This window comes from Aeromonas sp. TS_SC_11 (assembly GCF_057318915.1).
On the sequence record NZ_CM170470.1, the window covers coordinates 3317447 to 3337878 of the forward strand.

Here is a 20432-nt window from a genome sequence, read left to right on the forward strand (position 1 = left end):
TCATCTGGCGGCGCATGCGCCGTCTCTATCAGGGCTTCCGCCATCCTGCCACTCCCTGGTGGGCCAAGGTGCTGGTGATCCTCATACTGCTGTATGGCCTCAGCCCAGTGGATCTCATCCCCGATGTGGTCCCCCTGCTTGGCTGGTGTGATGACCTGACCCTGCTGCTGCTTTTGTTGTGGGGATGGGAGAAGTGCCTGCCCGAACATGTCAGGCTGACACTGGATAAACGAGACTGAATCAGTTTCCCTCTTAATCAGGGGTGAACAGGCGTTGGTTATTTATGATTTTTTGGATAAAAAGAGAATCGATTGAGTTTCGCCTTTCGTTGATTAAAAAGAGCTCAATGGGAAGATTGTGACCCTGAATGCATTGGCGTAGACTCCACGCCGTTCACTTCATGAGTATGAAAAAATGGATCTGATCCTGTTTGCGATTGACTTTATTCTGCACGTTGACGTGCATTTGAGAGAACTTTTTGAAAACTATGGCGTCTGGGTTTATGCCATCCTGTTCCTGATCATCTTCTGCGAGACAGGGCTTGTGGTCACTCCCTTCCTGCCGGGTGACTCACTGCTGTTTGCTGCCGGTGCCCTCACAGTGGGCAGTGTGCTGGATGTTCATACCCTGGCGGCCCTGCTGATCATCGCTGCCGTGCTGGGCAACGTGGTCAACTACACCATTGGCCACTTCTTCGGCGAGCAACTGTTCCGTAACCCTGACTCCAAAATCTTCCGTCGGGATTATCTGGACAAGACTCACGCCTTTTATGACCGTCATGGTGGCAAGACCATTATCATCACCCGTTTCCTGCCGATCGTGCGTACCTTTGCTCCCTTCGTTGCAGGCATGGGTGCCATGACCTATCCGCGCTTCCTGGTATTCAACCTGGTGGGGGGGCTGCTGTGGGTTATTTCCTTCGTGTATGCCGGCCACTTCTTTGGCAACTTGCCCGTGGTGCGTCAAAACTTTACGCTGCTCATTTTCGGCATCATCTTTATTTCACTGTTGCCCATGGTCATCGGCATGGCAAGGGCCAGGATGCACGCCAGCAAGGCCGCATGATCGGCGCGTCGCTGACGAGCAGGTCATGGAAATGGGAGCGACTGGCTCCCATTTTTATTGTGTATACACTGGTTCAGCCGCATGGGTGCCCCTTGAGCCGGTTGCTGATAGCCAGGATCACAAACGCCAGAGGCAGGCTGAAAAGATGGTATTCAGCCCCATGAAGAAGGGAGCCAATGGCTCCCTTTTTCATGCTTGTTACTCTGCATTAGCTGCAGCACCGTCCCTTGACCAGATTGCCGATGGTCACGACCACAAACACCAGCAGGTAGGCGGCGAAGATGGCGACAAGCCACTGAGGCATGGAGAAGCTCAGGAATTGCCAGCTGATCTCGCTGCAATCTCCATCCGGGAAGAATAGCCAAGGCAGCCACTGATCGAGAGGAGCCCAGCTGGGGAAGTCGGCAAAAGGGCTGCAGACGTTGAATGGGGAAGGATTCATCTGATAATCCACGTGCTTCAGTGCCAGCTGAAGGCCACGGAAGGCACTGTAGCCCCAGAGCAAGAGGGCACTCCAGCGGAGATACCACTTCTCTGGCGCTATCATGCCGAGCAATCCTGCCGAGAGCACCCCCAGGATGGCAAGGCGCTCGTACACGCACATGACACATGGGTGCAGACCCAGCACATATTGGAAGAAGAGGGCACTCAACTCAAGAAACAAAGCGGACGCGGCAAGCAGACCCCATGCCAGTCGATGGGCGGTAATACGACGCAGGAACTCAATCATCTGGTTGATCTCACAGAAAAAACAGTGGCTGAATTAGAGCAGAGCAGGGGATAAAAAGAAAGGTGCTGTCCCAATCCCGCATTGTGAGATGAATCCATTGTTTGTTGTAAGGCCCATCCTGGGGTAGGTAATTGCTTTGAAGACCGTGCCTAACCGTCAAGTTGAGCGGATACCAGATCCAACATGTGAACAAGTAGCACCGTCAGTTGAAAGCACGGATGGAGTGATGCCATGTAGTGGCACCCATGGCCTGAGAAATTGTCTGGATTGGCGCAGGATGCTGGAACGTTACTGAAAGAGGGGGAATGTCAGGCATTGTTTGTATGCGGTGCTCCATACAACAGATAATTGGGAATAGCTAAAAGAAAGGGCCCCGCAGGGGCCCTTGGTCTTTAGTGCAGAGCAGGCAATACAGCGGGGGCACCGCTGTGAGGCAGAAGCCACCCGGCCTGATAAAACCACTCGGTGGCAGGACCGAGCAGCAGCTCTACCGAGAAGAAACCGACCAGACCCAGCACCAGGGTGTAAGGTAGCGCCATCCACACCATGCGACCATAGGAGAGCCGCAACAGGGGGGCCAGCGCCGAGGTGAGCATAAACAGGAAAGCCGCCTGGCCATTAGGGGTGGCGACCGAGGGCAGGTTGGTGCCGGTATTGATGGCGACCGCCAACAGATCGAACTGTTCGCGATTGATGGCATTGTTGAGCAGTGCTGTTTTCACCTCGTTGATGTAGACGGTGCCGACGAAGACGTTGTCACTGACCATGGAGAGCAGGCCGTTTGCCAGATAGAAGAGGGCGAGTTGATCATCCGGTTCTGCGGCCAGTACCCACTGGATCACGGGCCGGAACAACTGTTGATCGATGATCACGGCGACCACACTGAAGAAGACGGCAAGCAGGGCAGTGAAGGGCAGAGCTTCCTGAAAGGCCTTGCCCAGAGAGTGTTCATCGTTGATGCCGGTCAACGAGGTAGCCAGCACTATGACCGACAGCCCGATCAACCCCACGGCCGCAAGGTGCATGGCGAGACCCAAGATCAACCAGATGGCTATCACTGCCTGCACGATCAGCTTGGCCTTGTCCTGCGGGGAGCGCCCGGCTTCCTCGTAACGGTTGTAATCTTCCATGATGTGACGCACAGCATCCGGCAACTTTGCGCCATAGCCAAACCAGCGGCACTTTTCCACCAGAATACAGGTGAGCAAGCCACAGATGAAAACGGGGATGGTCACTGGTGCCATGCGAATGGCAAACTCGCCGAAGCTCCAACCGGCCTGCTCACCAATGATCAGGTTTTGTGGCTCACCCACCAGAGTGCAGACACCCCCCAGCGCCGTTCCGATGGCGGCATGCATCATCAAGCTGCGCAGGAAGGCGCGAAAATCGTCCAGGTGTTGGCGACTGAGTTCGTGAACAGAGTGATCGTCTGTGTGATCATGTTGATGGCCAAACTCCTTGCCGGAGGAGACCTTGTGGTAGATGGCATAGAAACCGGTCGCCACACTGATCACTACTGCGATCACGGTCAGGGCGTCGAGGAAGGCTGACAGAAAGGCAGACACCAGGCAGAATGCCAGAGATAGCAGGGTCTTGGAGTGGATCCGGATCAGCAGTTTGGTAAACACATAGAGCAGCAACTGCTTCATGAAGTAAATACCTGCCACCATAAACACCAGCAGCAGCAGCACTTCAATGTTGGCTACCAGTTCATGTTTGACTTGTTCTGCGGAAGTCATGCCAATGAGCACTGCTTCAATGGCCAGCAGGCCACCGGGTTGCAACGGATAGCATTTGAGCGCCATGGCCAGGGTGAAGATGAATTCGACGACCAGCAGCCAACCGGCAGCAAAGGGATCGAGATAAAAGGCGATCGGATTGATCACCAGAAATAACAGAATTGCGCTCTTGTACCACTTTGGCGCATTACCCAAAAAGTTCTTGGCAAATGCGTTCCCTAAGCTGATTGGCATAATAATGGGTCTCTGTTTTGTTGTTGATTTCTGCGTCTATGCAGTCGAGGCTAGCTCGACCCAAACATCCGGATGCTGTCCCATATCAGATTGATTCTTCATGATTTTAATCAAAAAGAGCTTTAACTATAAATAACATAGTGCCCCTTGCCCAAGATAATGTCTGTTTTATCTACAGGCAGTGGGGCTGGTTGGCGCCTATCTCGATACTTAATACATTTTTTTAACATCAAGTTCTGCTTATGTGAGCAGAGGACTGACCTTCTGCTTGCCAGCCTTTCCTGCTTTGCTATTATTCGTGGGCCTTTTTACGCACTACAACAGAGTCACTACATGGTCATAAAAGCGCAGAGCCCTGCAGGGTTTGCCGAGGAATACATCATCGAGTCCATCTGGAACAATCGCTTTCCTCCAGGATCCATACTGCCGGCCGAGCGTGAGCTGTCCGAGCTTATCGGGGTGACTCGTACTACCTTGCGCGAAGTGCTTCAGCGTCTGGCCCGTGATGGCTGGCTCACCATCCAGCATGGCAAGCCGACCAAGGTAAACAATTTCTGGGAGACCTCGGGTCTCAACATCCTGGAAACCCTTGCCCGTCTGGACCAGGACAAGGTACCGGATCTGGTGGCCCAGCTGCTGTCGGCCCGCACCAATATCTGCACCATCTTCATCCGTGGTGCTATCCGCAATAATCCGGAGCAAGCCGCAGAGATACTGCGCGGTGCCAATGCGGTAGATAGCACCCCGGAAGCGTATGCGGAGTTTGATTATCGTCTGCATCACCAGCTCTCCTTTGCCTCCGGCAATCCCATCTATGCCCTCATCCTCAATGGTTTCAAGGGATTGTATAGCCGGGTCGGGCGTTACTACTTCTCTGACAAGCAAGCTCGTGAAACGGCGGATGCCTACTACAAGACCTTGCTGGGGCTGGCCGAGACCAAGAATCATGAAGCCGTGTTCATGACAGTACGTCAGTACGGTATCGAGTCTGGCAAGCTGTGGACCCGTCTGCGTCAGGATATGCCGAGCAATCTGTGTGACAACTGATTGTTGATGCATAAAAAAACGCGCCAGATGGCGCGTTTTTTTATGGTGGAAAGTGGCCTCAGAGCGGTTTTTTATCAGGACAGCGACCGATAATGTCGGCAGGCAAGTCGCCGTTATCCTGCTCCAGTACCACATCAAATCCCCACAGCTGGTGCAGATGCTTGAGCACCTCGTGGCGTGAATCTCCAAGGGGGATCCGGTTGTGCGGCACATAGCGCAGGGTCAATGAGCGATCTCCCTTCACCGCTACGTTATAGACCTGAATATTGGGCTCCAGGTTGCTCAAGTTGTATTGAGCTGACAGGGTATTGCGTACAAGCCGATAACCCTCCTCATTGTGAATGGCAGATACCTTGAGATAGTTCTTCAAGTCATCATCGTCGATGGCAAACAGCTTCATTTCCCGCATCACCTTGGGACTGAGGAACTGACTGATGAAGCTCTCGTCCTTGAAGTTCTGCATGGCAAAATGCAGGGTATCGACCCAGTTGGTGCCGGCATAATCGGGGAACCAGTATCTGTCCTCCTCGGTCGGGTTTTCGCAGATGCGGCGCAGATCAGTGAACATAGCAAAGCCAAGGGCGTAGGGATTGATCCCCGAGTAGTAGCGGCTGTTATAGGGGGGCTGGTACACCACATTGGTGTGGCTGTGCAGCACCTCTATCATGAAGCGATCGCTGATCTTGCCCTCGTCATACAGGTGGTTAAGGATGGTGTAGTGCCAGAAGGTGGCCCAGCCTTCATTCATCACCTGAGTCTGTTTCTGCGGGTAGAAGTACTGACTGATCTTGCGCACTATGCGTACTATCTCGCGCTGCCAGGGTTCGAGCAGAGGGGCATTCTTCTCGATGAAGTAGAGAATGTTCTCCTGGGGCTCGGCCGGGTAGCGCCTGTCTTCAACACCGGAGGCTTTGTGCTGCTTGGGCAGGGTGCGCCACAGCTCGTTCACCTGAGTCTGCAGATAATCTTCCCGTGCCTTCTGGCGGCGCTTCTCCTCTGCCAGCGAGATCTTCTGGGGCCGCTTGTAACGGTCCACTCCGAAGTTCATCAGGGCATGACAGGAGTCGATCAATTTTTCCACCGCATCGATGCCGTGTTTCTCTTCGCACTCTGTGATGTAGTTCTTGGCAAACAGCAGATAGTCGATGATGGAGGAGGCATCGGTCCAGGTTTTGAACAGATAGTTGTTTTTGAAAAAAGAGTTGTGACCATAACAGGCGTGCGCCATAACCAGCGCCTGCATCGGCATCGTGTTCTCCTCCATCAGGTAAGCGATGCAGGGATCCGAGTTGATGACGATCTCATAGGCCAGCCCCATCTGACCGCGCTTGTAGTTGCGCTCGGTGTGGATGAAGCGTTTGCCAAATGACCAGTGTTGATAGCCGATGGGCATACCGACACTGGAGTAGGCATCCATCATCTGCTCGGCAGTGATCACCTCGATCTGATTGGGGTAGGTATCCAGTCGATAAAACCTGGCGACCCGGGCTATCTCCTGATGATAAGTCTCCAGCAGATCGAAGTTCCAATCCGGGCCATCGTCCAGTGGCGGTATTTTTCTTGCGGTTTCTACCATATGACCTCCCTCACGCCGCTTGCTTCTTGAACAGCTCCCGGAATACCGGATAAATATCCTCGACCTTGCGAATGTGCTCCATCGCGAAGTGGGGGAACTGGCTGGCCACCGACTCGTACTCGTGCCACAGGGTCTGGTGGGCGCGGGTGGTGATCTCTATATAGGAGTAGTACCGTACCCGCGGCATGATATCCCGGGTCAGGATCTCCCGGCATTGCGGCGAATCATCAGCCCAGTTGTCACCATCGGACGCTTGCGCCGCATAGATGTTCCACTGGTTGGCCGGGTAACGCTCGTTGATGATGTCGTTCATCATTTTGAGTGCGCTGGAGACTATGGTGCCGCCCGTCTCCTGGGAATAGAAGAACTCGTGTTCGTCCACTTCCTTGGCCTGGGTGTGATGGCGAATGTAGACGACTTCCACGTTCTTGTAGGTCCGGCTCAGGAACAGGTAGAGCAGGATATAGAAGCGCTTTGCCATCTCCTTGGTGGCCTGATCCATGGAACCCGACACGTCCATCAGGCAGAACATCACAGCCTGGCTGGAAGGCACGGGCCGTTTGACAAAGTTGTTGAACTTGAGATCGAAGGTGTCGATGAAGGGCACAGCTGAGATCCGCCGTTTCAGCTCTCGGATCTCCTTCTCAAGCAGGGCAATTTCGGCGAAATGCTCGTTGGGATCGGTTGCCAGCAGGGCCATCCTCTCTTCCAGTTCATGCAACTGGCGTTTCTTGCCGGCTTGCAGCGCCATACGCCGCGCCAGCGAGTTTTGCAGAGAACGCACCACGTTGATATTGGCAGGCACTCCGTTGGAGGTGTAACCCGCCCGGTAGGTCTTCATCTCCATCAACTGGTTGAGCTGGGTTTTCTGCAAGCGGGGCAGCTCCAGATCTTCAAACAGCAGATCCAGATACTCATCTTTGGAAATCTGGAACACGAAGTCATCTTCGCCTTCCCCCTGATTAGATGCCTGTCCCTCGCCGGAACCCTGGCCTGCGCCCCCTCCCTTTGGGCGATCAATCTTGTCGCCGGAGACGAATTGATCATTGCCGGGATGTACCATTTCCCGCTTACCGCCTTGCCCCTGATGGAAATGGGGTTCGCCGATATCCTTGGTCGGGATGCTGATGCTCTCGCCCTTGTCCACGTCCTGAATGCTGCGTTTGGAGACAGCATCCGAGACCGCTTGTTTTATTTGCTTCTTGTAGCGGCGGATAAAGCGCTGCCGATTGACAGCGCTTTTGTTTTTGCCGTTGAGCCTGCGGTCGATAAAATGCGCCATAACTCCCCCTTGAACCACGGCAGGGTCAGGATGACTTGCGTACCCTGAGATACCATTCGGAGAGCAGTCGCACCTGTTTGCGGGTGTAGCCTTTCTCCATCATCCGTTCGACAAAGTTATCGTGCTTCTTCTGCTCCTCAGCCGAGGTTTTGCTGTTGAAGGAGATAACCGGCAGCAGCTCTTCCGTGTTGGAGAACATCTTCTTCTCGATCACGGTGCGCAGCTTCTCGTAACTGGTCCAGTTGGGGTTACGGCCTGCATTGTTGGCCCGGGCTCGCAGCACGAAGTTGACGATTTCGTTGCGAAAATCTTTCGGGTTGCTGATCCCGGCGGGTTTTTCAATCTTCTCCAGCTCGCTGTTGAGCGACGCGCGGTCAAACAGCTGGCCGGTCTCGGGGTCACGGTACTCCTGATCCTGGATCCAGAAGTCGGCATAGGTGACGTAGCGATCGAAGATGTTCTGGCCGTACTCCGAATAGGATTCGAGGTAGGCGGTCTGGATCTCCTTGCCGATGAACTCCACATAGCGCGGAGTCAGATAACCCTTGATGAACTCAAGGTAGCGATCGTGCAGCTCCTGCGGGAACTGTTCGCGCTCTATCTGCTGCTCCAGCACATAGAAAAGGTGTACCGGGTTGGCCGCCACTTCCGCGTGGTCGAAGTTGAAAACGCGAGAGAGGATCTTGAACGCAAAGCGGGTGGAGAGACCATTCATACCCTCATCCACACCGGCGTAGTCACGGTACTCCTGATAGCTCTTGGCCTTGGGATCCGTATCTTTCAGGCTCTCGCCATCATAGACCCGCATCTTGGAGTAGAGGCTGGAGTTTTCCGGCTCTTTCAGTCGAGAGAGGACGGAGAACTGACCCAGCAGCTCCAGTGTGCCCGGGGCACATTTGGCGTCGGTCAGTTCGCTGTTGATCAGCAGTTTTTCGTAGATCTTCACCTCTTCCGAGACGCGCAGGCAGTAAGGCACCTTGACGATGTAAACCCGGTCGAGGAAGGCTTCGTTGTTCTTGTTGTTACGGAACTGCTGCCACTCTGATTCGTTGGAGTGAGCCAGCAATATGCCGTCGAAGGGCAGGGCGGAGAGCCCCTCTGTGCCGTTGTAGTTCCCTTCCTGGGTCGCGGTCAGCAGAGGATGCAGCACCTTGATGGGGGCTTTGAACATCTCCACGAACTCCATGATCCCCTGGTTCGCCTTGCACAGTGCACCTGAGTAGGAGTAAGCATCGGCATCATCCTGGGCATAATGCTCCAGCATGCGGATATCGACCTTGCCGACCAGAGAGGAGATATCCTGGTTGTTGTCATCACCCGGTTCTGTCTTGGCGATGGCAATCTGATCGAGGATGGATGGGTTGACCTTCTCTACCTTGAACTTGGAGATGTCGCCACCGAACTCGTGTAGTCGCTTGGCCACCCAGGGTGACATTATGGGTCGCAGATAGCGGCGCGGTATGCCGTACTCTTTTTCCAGCAGCTCGCCATCCTCTTCGATGTCGAACAGACAGAAGGGGTGGTCATTGACCGGTGAGCCCTTGATGCGATAGACCGGCACTTTTTGCATCAAGGATTTGAGCTTCTCAGCCAGAGAGGATTTGCCGCCGCCAACCGGTCCCAGCAGATAGAGGATCTGCTTCTTCTCTTCCAGCCCCTGGGCAGAGTGCTTGAGGTAGGAGACGATCTGCTCGATGGCCTCTTCCATGCCGTAGAAATCTTTGAAGGCGGGATAGCGTGCAACGACGCGGTTGGAAAAAAGGCGACTGAGTCTGGGATTGACCGAGGTATCGATCATTTCCGGCTCGCCGATGGCGACCAGCAAGCGTTCGGCAGCGGAGGCGTAGCAGGCTTTGTCCTGCTTACACATATCCAGAAACTCCTGGATACTGTACTCCTCTTCCCTGGCTTTCTCGTATCGCTGTTGATAATGCTCGAAGATGCCCATAACTTTGCCCTCGTTATAGTCGCTTACCCTGAAAAGAGTGGATCACTACTTTTGTTCTGTTTACCTCATTAATCCTAGTCAACAGCCCCCAGTAATCCATCACCATCTATTGGTTTAAATTTGCAAGGGTACTTCCCGATCCTGATGCGGGAAGGCGCAATCAGTGACACACCTATGTTACTGACTGTTAAATTATTTTTGCCACGATAGTGAGGTAAATGTCAAAGAGATAAAAAATAAATGTTTGCCAGAAAATGGAAAGGACAATGCATTGTTCGGGTCAGTTGGCTGTAACGCAGACGGGGCAAGGGAAGGAGGAAAATCGAATGGAAATGGCTGTTACGTTTACGTCAGCGGAATGATGCTTGTTTGGTGTTTAAGCTCTAATTTTTACATTGACGCTACATTTTTGCTGCTCTAGATTGGCCCTGTGTCGGCAGCCATCGCTTTAGCAAGAGAGTGATGGCTGCTGATACAAAGCTCTGTTTAAGCACGTTTCCGTTGGCTTGACCCTCGCATATGCGAGGGTCTTATTTTTTCAGCGGGTTGTAGATGTGCACTGGCATGATCAACTGTCAGGGGTGGGGTAGAACCGTGATACCGCTGCCAGCACTTCGGCGAATGGATGCGCCGCCAGCTGGCCAAATCCAGCCAGGCTTTTTGCCTTGACCCGGGAGGTCAGTGGCGTGGCGATACCGCACAGAAAACGGGTCAGAATGCGAGGATGGCTGGTGTGGCACAAGGCTATCAGGGGATCGCACCAGGCACGCAACCCCTTTTCGTTGGGCAGGGTGAGGGTCGGCAATGGCGGCAGTACGGCAACCTCGCCACGGCAGACGGAGCAGTGCCCGCATTTGCTGGGTGCCTGCTCGTCGGCAAAATATCGGGCCAGCTCCTGACTCAGGCAGTGGCTTGATGTAAAAAAGGCCAGCAAGGCCTGCAACCGGGCCAGTTCACTCAGCTCCTTCTTCTCGAACAGGGCATAGAGCTCGTCTGCCAATGCATTGATATCAACATCTTGACGCAGCACCCGATAGACATCGGTCATCTGCTTGCTCTCCAGCTCTATCCAGCCTTGTTGTTGCAGATAATCCAGGGCTGCTGCCGCACGGTGCCGTTCCCCCTGATAACCCTGCCAGAGGGCATCAAAGTCCATGGTGCACCAGCTGCGCGCTTGCGGTGCACAGGCAAACAGCTGCTCCAGAAACTGGCGTCGTTCGGGATTGAAACGGGTCAGGATCTCGGCCTTGTCCAGCACGAACTTGAAGCGATATTCGGCGAAGTAGCTGTAGGCTGGCATTATGATGCCCGCCATTTCCAGATAGACCAGCAGAGTCTTGAGCGGCAACTGGCGGATGTTGGTGTCGTTGGAGAGACGCAGCAGACCAAACTCCCACTCGCTGCCACTTTGCGACAGGATCTCGAGCAGCGCCACTATGGCGGCGCGATCGGGTGTATCCCCGAACACGAAGTTTTCCAGCACGGGGAGCTGTGCGCGATTGGCCAGCACTATGCAGCGGGAAGGGTGTCCATCCCGACCGGCACGGCCAATTTCCTGACTGTAGTTTTCGATGGATTTGGGCAAGTCATAGTGGATGACCCGGCGAATGTCCGCCTTGTCGATCCCCATACCAAAGGCGATGGTGGCGACAATGCAGTCCACCTTGCCAGCCATGAAGTCATGCTGGATCTGGCTGCGCAGGGCCGAGTCGAGCCCGGCGTGATAGGCACGCGCCCTGATCCCCGCCCGTTGCAGCAGGTCGGCGCACTGTTGCGCCGTGTGCTGCAAGGTGACATAGACGATGGTGGGGGCAGTGGGCTCTCGTCGTACTTCTGCTTGCAGCCAGTCATCACGCGCCTCGGCAGGCAGCGGCACGACCGCCAGATCCAGGTTGGCGCGATAAAAACCGGTGATGACCAGTCCCTCATCCTCGATGTCGAATTTGGTCTGCATGTCGGCCATGACAGCCGGGGTGGCGGTCGCGGTCAGCAACAGTACCTGAGGTATCTTCAGCTCGCGGCGATAAGCGGGCAGCTTGAGGTAGTCGGGTCGAAAGTTGTGGCCCCACTCCGAGATGCAGTGCGCTTCATCCACCACCAGCATCGACAGCGGCACTTGCTGGATGAAGCGGCGAAAGCGCTCGTTCTTGAGCCGCTCCACCGAGATCATCAGGATCTTGAGCTGACCGTCACTGGCCTGCTGCATCACGCGACGACTCTCCTCCGGTGTCTGGCTCGAATCCAGGGTTGCCGCGGAAATCCCTTTGCTGTGGAGAAAAGCGAGCTGGTCGTGCATCAGCGCGATCAGGGGGGAGATCACCAGGGTCAGGTGGGGCAGGGCGAGTGCTGGCAGCTGATAACAGAGGGATTTGCCGGAGCCGGTGGGGAAGATGGCAGCCGCACTCTGGCCTGCCAGCAACCGGCTGATCACCGCCTCCTGACCGGGCCTTAACTGGTCGAAGCCGAAGTGGCGGGTCAACAGGGATGAGATCATGGCAGGGACTCCAGCGCAAAGCCACCATAATACCACTGCTCGGGAGTGCCTGAACGGCCCTTCAGAGGAAAACAGCGTCCATTTGAGCGCTGTTGATATTGTGTTATCGCATTGTTGTAGTTTTTTTGTGAGGTAAACCGGATATTTTTCAGTGATTATGTGGAAAAAAGCGATTGCAGATGGGATATTCCTTGTCCGTAACCCCGTGTGTTTCCGGACTGGCTCAATAGAAGGCTTGCCGGGGCAGACGACGCCAGCCTGTGACATGGGTGTCGCCTGGTGTAGTGGTTGCCAACAGGACTAATGATTCACGCACTTCGGTGCTCAGGGACTATTTGATGACACAACAACACCCCCTCATGAGACTGGTCAACAGCACCAGTCTGGTAAGCCAGATCCTGGTCGGTCTGGTATTCGGTATCCTCCTTGCCATGTTCATGCCGGAATGGGCCAAAGCGGCGGGTCTGCTTGGCAGCCTGTTCGTCGGTGCCTTGAAGGCGGTCGCACCACTGCTGGTATTCGTGCTGGTGATGGCGGCGATCATCGGTCACAAGCAGGGTCAGAAAACCAATATTCGCCCGCTGCTTGCGCTCTATCTGTTTGGTACCTTCGCAGCTGCCGTGGTAGCTGTGATTGCCAGTTTCCTGTTTCCCTCCAACCTGCATCTGGTGGCCAACACGGCGGAAATTACCCCGCCAGGCGGCATCACTGAAGTATTGCAAACCCTGCTGTTCAACGTGGTGACCAACCCGGTGAAAGCGCTGATGGATGCGAACTATATCGGTATCCTGGCCTGGGCCATCGGCCTTGGCATCGCCATGCGCCACGCCAATGACAGCAGCAAGGCGATGATCACCGATCTCTCCCACGGCGTCTCCACCATCGTCAAGGCGGTGATCCGCTGCGCCCCCCTCGGTATTCTGGGGCTGGTGGCGTCGACTCTGGCCGAAACCGGTTTTGGTGCCTTGCTCGGTTACGCCCAGCTGTTGGCCGTACTGATTGGCTGTATGCTGTTCATCGCCTTGGTGGTCAACCCGCTGATCGTGTTCTGGAAGATCAGACGCAACCCTTATCCGCTGGTGCTGACTTGCCTGAAAGAGAGCGGCGTGACCGCCTTCTTCACCCGCAGCTCCGCTGCCAACATTCCGGTCAACATGGCGCTGTGTGAAAAACTGCGCTTGCCGGAAGACACCTATGCGGTCTCCATCCCGCTGGGTGCCACCATCAACATGGCGGGCGCCGCCATCACCATTACCGTGCTCTCCATGGCGGCGGTGCATACGCTGGGGATGGAAGTGGATCTGGCTACCGCCGTGCTGCTCTCCGTGGTCGCCACCATCAGTGCCTGCGGCGCTTCCGGTGTGGCTGGTGGCTCCCTGCTGCTGATCCCGCTGGCGTGCAGCCTGTTTGGCATCGGCAATGACATCGCCATGCAGGTAGTCGCCGTGGGCTTCATCATAGGTGTGTTGCAAGATTCTGCCGAGACAGCTCTCAACAGCTCCACCGACGTGCTGTTCACCGCTGCCGCCTGTATGGCCGAAGATGAAACCCTGCTGGATGCCGCGCCGCTGCCAAGCCGCGAAGCTTGATAGCCAGCTTCATCAAACCATTGAAAACGCCCTCTTGTGAGGGCGTTTTTTTATGTGCGTTATCGATGGCCGAGTGCATCAGGATGTGAGATCCCTTCAATTGGAGGGATACGTGTGGGCTGAAGATCATGGCGTAAATAGGGGCCAGTTTGCCAACAGACATGCCCGCCGGATGGACTAGCTGTCAGTTGCTTATCTATGTCCGGCCAGCATACGACAACCCGGATCCTGTCATGAAAGGAACAAAGTGTGGGGCTGTGGCATTCAGGAGATAGGCTCGCTGCGAGCCAGCCTGTCAATTCGGTGAGCTGGGCCGAGCCATGCTTCTCGAAGACACCCTGACTGAGCCAGGTTCGTATCGTCAAAGGCTGGACCTGGTGCGCTCGTGGATGACGGCATTGTCACGCCATTGCCACTGAAGAGTGCGGTTTAGCATTACAGGAATGGGTTATTTGATCATAAAAAATGCCCGCCATCACTGGCGGGCATTTGCTTTGCCGTTATGGTCTGGTGATTAGCCAAACAGCTGGTAAAGGATGGCGGAGATGGCAATGGTACCCATCAGAGCAACAAACGCGTTGCTGATGTGTCCCTGGTATTTTGCCATGGCTGGTACGCGTTTGATGGCGTACATCGGCATGATGAAGAGGATGGTGGCGATGATGGGGCCACCAAGAGATTCAATCATGCCCAAGATGGAGGGGTTGGCGATGGCCGTGCCCCACAGGGTGAGGATGAAGAAGGCGATGATGAAGATCTCAACCTTCTTGTGGTTCGGCTCTTTGCCGGATTTGCGCATGTTCTGGACGATCATCCCTTTCAGACCTTCACGGGCACCCAGGTAGTGACCAAAGAAGGAGGATACGATGGCGACGAATGCAACCAGCGGACCGAAGTAAGAGATGATGGGGCTTGCATGCTGGTTTGCCAGATAAGAGAGCACGGCAATATTCTGTGACTTGGCTTCAGTCAGTTGTTCCGGGGTCAGGCTCATGACACAGGAGAAGACGAAGAACATCACGAAGCCCAGCAGTATGGTAGCAGTGCGCTTGAGAATGGCATCGGACTTCTCGACTGCATGGTCGCCATGATCACGACGCTGGGCCAGAGAGAAGCTGGAGATGGCCGGGCTGTGGTTGAAGGAGAACACCAGTACCGGGATGGTCAGCCACAAGGTAGTGGCGAAATCCTTGGCAGACGGCACCTGGGACAGGGCGGCGCCAGTCCAGTCGGGGATCAGGTAGAAGGAGATACCTACCAGGATGGCGATGAGCGGGTAGACTAGGAACTCGGTGACCTTCAGCATCAGCTTCTCGCCCGCCAGCATCACCGACATCATGCCCATGATCAGCACGATGGAGAGGAGCCAGCGTGGTGGCGCAGCCATCTGCAACTGGTTGACCATGAAGCTTTCGACGGTGTTGGTGATACCGACACCGTAGATCAGCACTATGGGGTAGATGGCAAAGAAGTAGAGCAGGGTGATTAATTTACCGGCGCCCACCCCGAAATGCTCTTCCACCACTTGTGTGATGTCGGCATTGGGTTGCTTGGACGAAAGTACAAAACGGGCGAGGCCACGGTGGGCCAGATAGGTCATGGGGCCGACCAGCAGCGCCATGACCACCAGTGGCCAGAAGCCACCCATGCCAGCGTTGATGGGCAGGAACAGGATACCCGCGCCGACGGCAGTGCCGAACAGGCTGATAACCCAGCTAGTGTCTTGTTTGCTCCAACCGCGAGATTGGATTGAGCTCGTTCCTTGCTCCTGTGAGGCTGCAACTTCCTGTGCGCCTATGACTGTATTAGACATGTGTCTCACCCCGAATGTGTGTTTTTTGTTGAGTCGGCGCAAGGATACGGTTTTTCTAATCAAAAATGTTGATCAAATTCACCTTTGTGAGGGATAAACCCTCACTCTTTTATGGAAATGTGATCGAAAGAATAAAAAATCAATTTTTTTTTATAAACACATACGTTAGTTTATTGTTAACGCGCAAATATTGCACTGGAATATGTTTGCAAAATGTTACGTGGCAAGTTGGCGAGATAGCTGGCGGATCATGCTGGCAGTCGCCCCCCAGATGAAGTGATCCTGCCAAGGTATCCAGTAGATGGTGTGTAGCTGATCGGCTCTTGGAATGGTCAGGGCTATGTGGTGGCGTGGGTCCAGCAGATGATGGAGTGGTACTTCAAAGGCCTGAGCCACTTCATCCTGGCTCAAGGTGAGTTGATAATCGGCGGCAACCAGCCCCAGCACGGGTAGCACATCGTATTGGGAAATGGTGTTGAGCGGGGCCAGGGTACCGATGATCTCGACCTGAGCCGGTATGATGCCCAGCTCTTCCCAGGTTTCCCGCAATGCCGTGTGGATCAGGTTGTGATCGTCCGGATCCTGTCGCCCACCAGGAAAGCTAATCTGTCCCGCGTGATGACGCAGGTGTGCGCTACGGCGGGTCAGCAGCAGTTGCAAGCCGTCGGCCCGCTCCACCAGCGGCAGCAAGACGGCGGCAGGTTTGAGCCCTGCCACCGTCAGTCGATGGGCGGGGGCAGGGCGTTGCAGTAAAAAGCGGGTCAGCAGTTCGGCGCGGTCCATCTTGTTTATTCTCTCGAATCGTCTCTCAATCCTGCGCTTGGGTCTCTTTCATGGTCACTCCGTTATCCATTCTGTCAACTTCTCAACTTCTCAACTTCTCAACTTCTCAGCTTATCGGCTTTTCAGCGTCTCCAGCAACGGCAGTATGCGGGCCACCTTGTCATAGGTTTCCTGATATTCACTGTCCACATCGGAGTCGGCAATGATTCCCCCCCCGGCCCAGCAGTGTAGTTGGCGGTCTGCCGCAATCAGAGTGCGAATGCAGATGCTGGTGTCCATCCGGCCATGCTGGCTCAGATAGCCGATGCTGCCACAGTAAGCGCTGCGGCGCTGGGGCTCCAGCTCCTCAATGATCTCCATGGCCCTGATCTTGGGGGCGCCGGTGATAGAACCGCCCGGGAAACAGGCGCGCAGCAGATCCACCGCCTGCCAGCGGTTATCCAGCTCGCCGTGGATGGTGGACACCAGATGATGCACCGCCGGGAACGACTCCACGGCAAACAGGCTGGGCACGCTGACGGAGCCAGGACGGCTCACCCTGCCGATATCGTTGCGCAGCAGATCCACGATCATCAGATTCTCTGATCTGTCCTTGTCGGCGCCAGCCAGTTCGAGGGCGCTGGCCCGATCTTGCTGCGGATCGGCGAGTCGGGGGCGGGTACCCTTGATGGGCTTGGTTTCGATATGGCGATCATCAAGCAGCAGAAACCGCTCGGGGGAGAGGCTTAGAATGGCGCTCTGTGGCAGGCGAACAAAGGCCGAAAACGGAGCCTGGTTGGCGCGGGACAACACCTGATAAGCCTGCCACTCATCGCCGCAATAGGCGGCGCTGAAGCGCTGGGTCAGGTTGATTTGATAACAGTCCCCTGCACTCAGGTAAGCCTGTACCTGCGCAAATTTCTCGCCGTACTCGGCGCGGCTCATGTTGCTGCGCCACTCGCTCTGCAGGGCGAATGGCGGTGTTGGCATCTCGTGCTGCGCGGCCAGCCACTGCAGCCGGCGATGGAGGCCTGCTTCATCGCCCCAATGCACCAGCTGCCAGGTGCCGCTTGCTACGTTGCGCAGCAGGGCCCAGTCATAGATGCCGACTGCCATGTCCGGGACGGACACATCCTGTGCGGCCAGTGTCGGCAATCGCTCGAAGCGACGGCCAAGATCATAGCCAAACAGCCCGAGGGCGCCGCCAATAAAGGGCAATTCGTCACAGTGCGGTGCTTTCTCGCCCAGCAGATCCCGTTGCCATTGTGCCAGCAGGGTCAGGGGATCCGTGTCAAACGACAGACACTGTTCGCCCCGGGTTATCCAGGTCAGTGGCCCCTCTGTCTGCAGGGTTGCCAGCGGGTCGGCGCTGATGATGTCAAAGCGGTTGTCCGCTCCCTGCGGGCCGGCCGATTCGAGCAACATGGCCCAGGGCTGATGATGCAGACGGGCAAACAACGCATGCAGCGCTGTCTGGTGATCAAAGTGGTGGATATGAAGAGTTGGTTTCATTTTTTGTTACACAGGCAACAGTTTGCACCCTGCTCCCTAGCCGGTATGGGGGGGCAAGCGTATCATAGGCATCGGAATTTTTAGAACAAACACGCCGTTGTCTATCGGGCCGACAGGCATATCGCCTGACACTATGGCACCGAAGCACGGCTCATATGGAAGCCCTTGCTCTGCCACCACGACGGAGACAAGGACCAGTGAGGATGATATGAGCATCATTAAAAAACAGGATTTTATCGATTCCGTCGCCGACGCCCTGCAGTACATCTCCTACTATCACCCCCTTGATTTCGTCCATGCAGCCAAGGCTGCCTATGACCGTGAGGTCAACCCGGCCGCCAAGGATGCCCTGGCCCAGATCCTGATCAACTCCCGCATGTCAGCCGAAGGGCATCGTCCCCTGTGCCAGGATACCGGTATCGTTACCTGCTTCGTCAAGATAGGCATGCAGGTGCAGTGGGACAGCGACATGACGGTGCAGGAGATGGTGGATGAGGGAACGCGCCGTGCCTACACCAATCCGGACAACCCGCTGCGCGCCTCCGTGCTGGCCGACCCGGCCGGCAGCCGCAAGAACACCAAGGATAACGCCCCTGCTGTCGTGCATATCGACATGATCCCGGGCAACAAGGTGGAAGTGAGCATCGCGGCCAAAGGCGGCGGCTCCGAGAACAAATCCAAGATGGTGATGCTCAACCCATCCGATGATGTCGTCGAGTGGGTACTGAAAACAGTGCCGACCATGGGCGCCGGCTGGTGCCCGCCCGGTATGCTGGGCATCGGCATTGGTGGCACCGCCGAGAAGGCGGCCGTACTGGCCAAGGAAGCCTTGATGGAGCACATCGACATTCAGGAGCTGATCGCCCGTGGTCCCAAGACCACCGAAGAGAAGCTGCGGGTCGAACTCTATGACAAGGTCAACAAGCTCGGGATCGGTGCTCAGGGTCTGGGCGGCCTCACCACAGTGCTGGACGTGAAGGTCAAGAGTGCCCCGACCCATGCCGCCTCCAAGCCGGTGGTGATGATCCCCAACTGTGCAGCCACCCGCCATGTCCACTTCGAGCTGGATGGCTCGGGCCCGGCCGAGTTGACCCCTCCAAAACTGGCCGATTGGCCGGAGATCACCCGCGAAGCGGGGGCCAATGTGCGCCGTGTCAATGTTGACGGTATCACCAAGGCCGAGCTCGCCAGCTGGAAGAGTGGCGACACAGTACTCCTCTCCGGCAAGATCCTTACCGGTCGCGATGCAGCCCACAAGCGCATTGCCGACATGTTGAAAAATGGCGAGGGTCTGCCGGAAGGGGTCGATTTCACCAACCGTTTCATCTATTACGTTGGTCCGGTCGATGCAGTTCGTGACGAAGTGGTTGGCCCTGCCGGCCCCACGACGTCCACCCGAATGGACAAGTTCACCGACATGATGCTGGGGGAAACCGGTCTCATCGGCATGATCGGCAAGTCAGAGCGTGGCCCCAAAACAGTCGAGAGTATCAAGCAGCACAAAGCTGTTTATCTGATGGCCGTAGGGGGCGCAGCCTACCTGGTCGCCAAGGCGATCAAGAAGTCGCGGGTGGTGGCTTTTGCCGATCTGGGTATGGAAGCCATCTACGAGTTCGAGGTGGAAGACATGCCGGTGACAGTGGCGGTGGACTCTCAGGGCAACAATATCCACGAGACAGGCCCGGCCTACTGGTCGGCCAAGATTGCCGAGCTGGATGGCAAGCTCTCCTGATAGTCGTGTTGAGCCAGGGCCAAGGATACTCGTATCATTCCTGTGGGGTGGCACGAGCAAACGACCAAGCCGTCTGTGACATTGGGTGACAGCGTAAAAAGGCGACCTTAGGGTCGCCTTTTTCTATCGTCCCGCAGGTTGGCGTTGGTACTGGCTCAGGTGTACAGACCAGACGGGTCACTTCTGCTTGGTCACTCTTCTAGGGCCTTTTTCTTGGCTCTTGCCTGATCCCTTCTCCGCTTGTTCCATTTCTTCACGGCGATTTCGAGTCTCCAGGCTGTTCTGGACCATCAGTGGTTGAGATAGACATCCTGTCCGCCGTAGGCCAGCGGGCCGCTGTGCACGGGCAGTAGTTTTCCTGCAGGCTCGAAAAAGCGGGTCAGCACCCCGAAGCGTTGTCCCAGTTTGCTCAGCTTGACGCGATCCAGCGAAACCTGTGCAGGCAGCCAGGTCAAGACAGCTGCGCAGTGACCATTGCCCAGACTCTGCTCCAGCATTAGCTGCCAGTTCTTGATCTTGGGGCTGTGCACCACCAGCACCCGAGCGGGGTTGATCCCCTGAGCCTGCAGCTGTTTGGCCACTGGCAGGCCTGGCGGGGCAATCAGCAGGATCCAGCCCGTGTCACCATGGCTCAGTCTCACCAGCTCGTCGAGCAATGGCCGCTCATCGCTGGCAGGTGCGGTGTGGCACGCTTCTTCCACCTTGCTTTGATGGCGGGTTGGCCAGGGATTGCTCATGCTGACAGACGCGGCGAAAGGGAGGTGACTCATGGGCTGGCTCATATGTTTGTCCTGTATGGATAACCATGCTGTATGCGTATACAGTAGTTGCAACTCAGGTCAGTGACAAGCCATTTATGGCCAAAAATGTGATCAAGCTGGCAGGGTGTTAACCTATGCTATTGATTGT

Annotated in this window: 15 protein-coding genes; 5 read left to right on the forward strand and 10 right to left on the reverse strand. The window is 55.7% G+C overall.

Features of this window, described 5'->3' with window-relative positions; translation table 11 throughout:
• Nucleotides 1-14: 14 nt before the first annotated feature.
• Both AC1P02_RS15400 and AC1P02_RS15405 read left to right on the forward strand, forming a co-directional pair.
• Nucleotides 15-239, forward strand: a complete 225-nt coding sequence (locus AC1P02_RS15400; RefSeq protein ID WP_265421446.1) for a YkvA family protein — start codon at nt 15-17, stop codon at nt 237-239.
• 175 nt (nt 240-414) lie between these two features.
• On the forward strand, nt 415-1065 hold the full coding sequence (locus tag AC1P02_RS15405) for a DedA family protein (RefSeq protein ID WP_485182610.1): 651 nt from the start codon (nt 415-417) through the stop codon (nt 1063-1065).
• Nucleotides 1066-1273: 208 nt separating this feature from the next.
• On the opposite strand, the gene dsbB is transcribed toward AC1P02_RS15405, so the two are convergent.
• Together dsbB and nhaB are read right to left on the reverse strand one after the other, a co-directional pair.
• Nucleotides 1274-1795 (reverse strand): disulfide bond formation protein DsbB, encoded by a 522-nt coding sequence (gene dsbB, locus AC1P02_RS15410; RefSeq protein WP_485182611.1) that lies wholly within the window; start codon nt 1793-1795, stop codon nt 1274-1276.
• A 392-nt stretch (nt 1796-2187) separates the two neighbouring features.
• Complete coding sequence (nhaB, locus tag AC1P02_RS15415; RefSeq protein WP_005310998.1) at nt 2188-3768, reverse strand: Na(+)/H(+) antiporter NhaB; 1581 nt, start codon at nt 3766-3768, stop codon at nt 2188-2190.
• A gap of 333 nt (nt 3769-4101) precedes the next feature.
• Here nhaB and fadR point away from each other — a divergent pair, with 333 nt between their 5' ends.
• Nucleotides 4102-4815: a fatty acid metabolism transcriptional regulator FadR gene (fadR, locus tag AC1P02_RS15420; protein ID WP_042869993.1), complete on the forward strand. Its 714-nt coding sequence runs from the start codon at nt 4102-4104 to the stop codon at nt 4813-4815.
• Nucleotides 4816-4873: 58 nt separating this feature from the next.
• Here the strand turns inward: fadR and AC1P02_RS15425 are convergent, their stop codons facing one another.
• The 4 genes from AC1P02_RS15425 to AC1P02_RS15440 form a co-directional block, all read right to left on the reverse strand.
• Complete coding sequence (locus AC1P02_RS15425) at nt 4874-6391, reverse strand: SpoVR family protein (protein WP_005311011.1); 1518 nt, start codon at nt 6389-6391, stop codon at nt 4874-4876.
• Between the two features lie 10 nt (nt 6392-6401).
• A complete protein-coding gene (locus AC1P02_RS15430) occupies nt 6402-7673 on the reverse strand; it encodes a YeaH/YhbH family protein (RefSeq protein WP_113720441.1) in 1272 nt (423 codons plus the stop codon).
• 25 nt (nt 7674-7698) lie between these two features.
• Nucleotides 7699-9621: a PrkA family serine protein kinase gene (locus tag AC1P02_RS15435; protein ID WP_021138270.1), complete on the reverse strand. Its 1923-nt coding sequence runs from the start codon at nt 9619-9621 to the stop codon at nt 7699-7701.
• Nucleotides 9622-10189: 568 nt separating this feature from the next.
• The gene (locus tag AC1P02_RS15440) at nt 10190-12115 is read right to left on the reverse strand and encodes a RecQ family ATP-dependent DNA helicase (protein ID WP_485182612.1); all 1926 of its coding nucleotides are present in this window, start codon (nt 12113-12115) and stop codon (nt 10190-10192) included.
• Between the two features lie 338 nt (nt 12116-12453).
• Here AC1P02_RS15440 and sstT point away from each other — a divergent pair, with 338 nt between their 5' ends.
• Nucleotides 12454-13704, forward strand: a complete 1251-nt coding sequence (sstT, locus tag AC1P02_RS15445; protein WP_485182613.1) for a serine/threonine transporter SstT — start codon at nt 12454-12456, stop codon at nt 13702-13704.
• A 514-nt stretch (nt 13705-14218) separates the two neighbouring features.
• Here sstT and AC1P02_RS15450 read toward each other — a convergent pair.
• The 3 genes from AC1P02_RS15450 to pabB all read right to left on the reverse strand — a co-directional run bounded on the left by AC1P02_RS15450 (nt 14219) and on the right by pabB (nt 17704).
• Nucleotides 14219-15517, reverse strand: a complete 1299-nt coding sequence (locus AC1P02_RS15450; RefSeq protein WP_058394458.1) for a serine/threonine transporter — start codon at nt 15515-15517, stop codon at nt 14219-14221.
• A gap of 216 nt (nt 15518-15733) precedes the next feature.
• Entirely contained in the window at nt 15734-16300 is a 567-nt protein-coding gene (locus AC1P02_RS15455; protein ID WP_096119592.1) for a CoA pyrophosphatase, read from the reverse strand.
• Nucleotides 16301-16411: 111 nt separating this feature from the next.
• Complete coding sequence (gene pabB / locus AC1P02_RS15460; RefSeq protein ID WP_485185463.1) at nt 16412-17704, reverse strand: aminodeoxychorismate synthase component I; 1293 nt, start codon at nt 17702-17704, stop codon at nt 16412-16414.
• 295 nt (nt 17705-17999) lie between these two features.
• On the opposite strand from pabB, the gene AC1P02_RS15465 reads away from it, so the two are divergent.
• A complete protein-coding gene (locus AC1P02_RS15465; RefSeq protein WP_005311025.1) occupies nt 18000-19523 on the forward strand; it encodes a fumarate hydratase in 1524 nt (507 codons plus the stop codon).
• Between the two features lie 290 nt (nt 19524-19813).
• Here the strand turns inward: AC1P02_RS15465 and AC1P02_RS15470 are convergent, their stop codons facing one another.
• Complete coding sequence (locus AC1P02_RS15470; RefSeq protein WP_005311027.1) at nt 19814-20305, reverse strand: cell division inhibitor SulA; 492 nt, start codon at nt 20303-20305, stop codon at nt 19814-19816.
• Between the last annotated feature and the right edge of the window lie 127 nt (nt 20306-20432).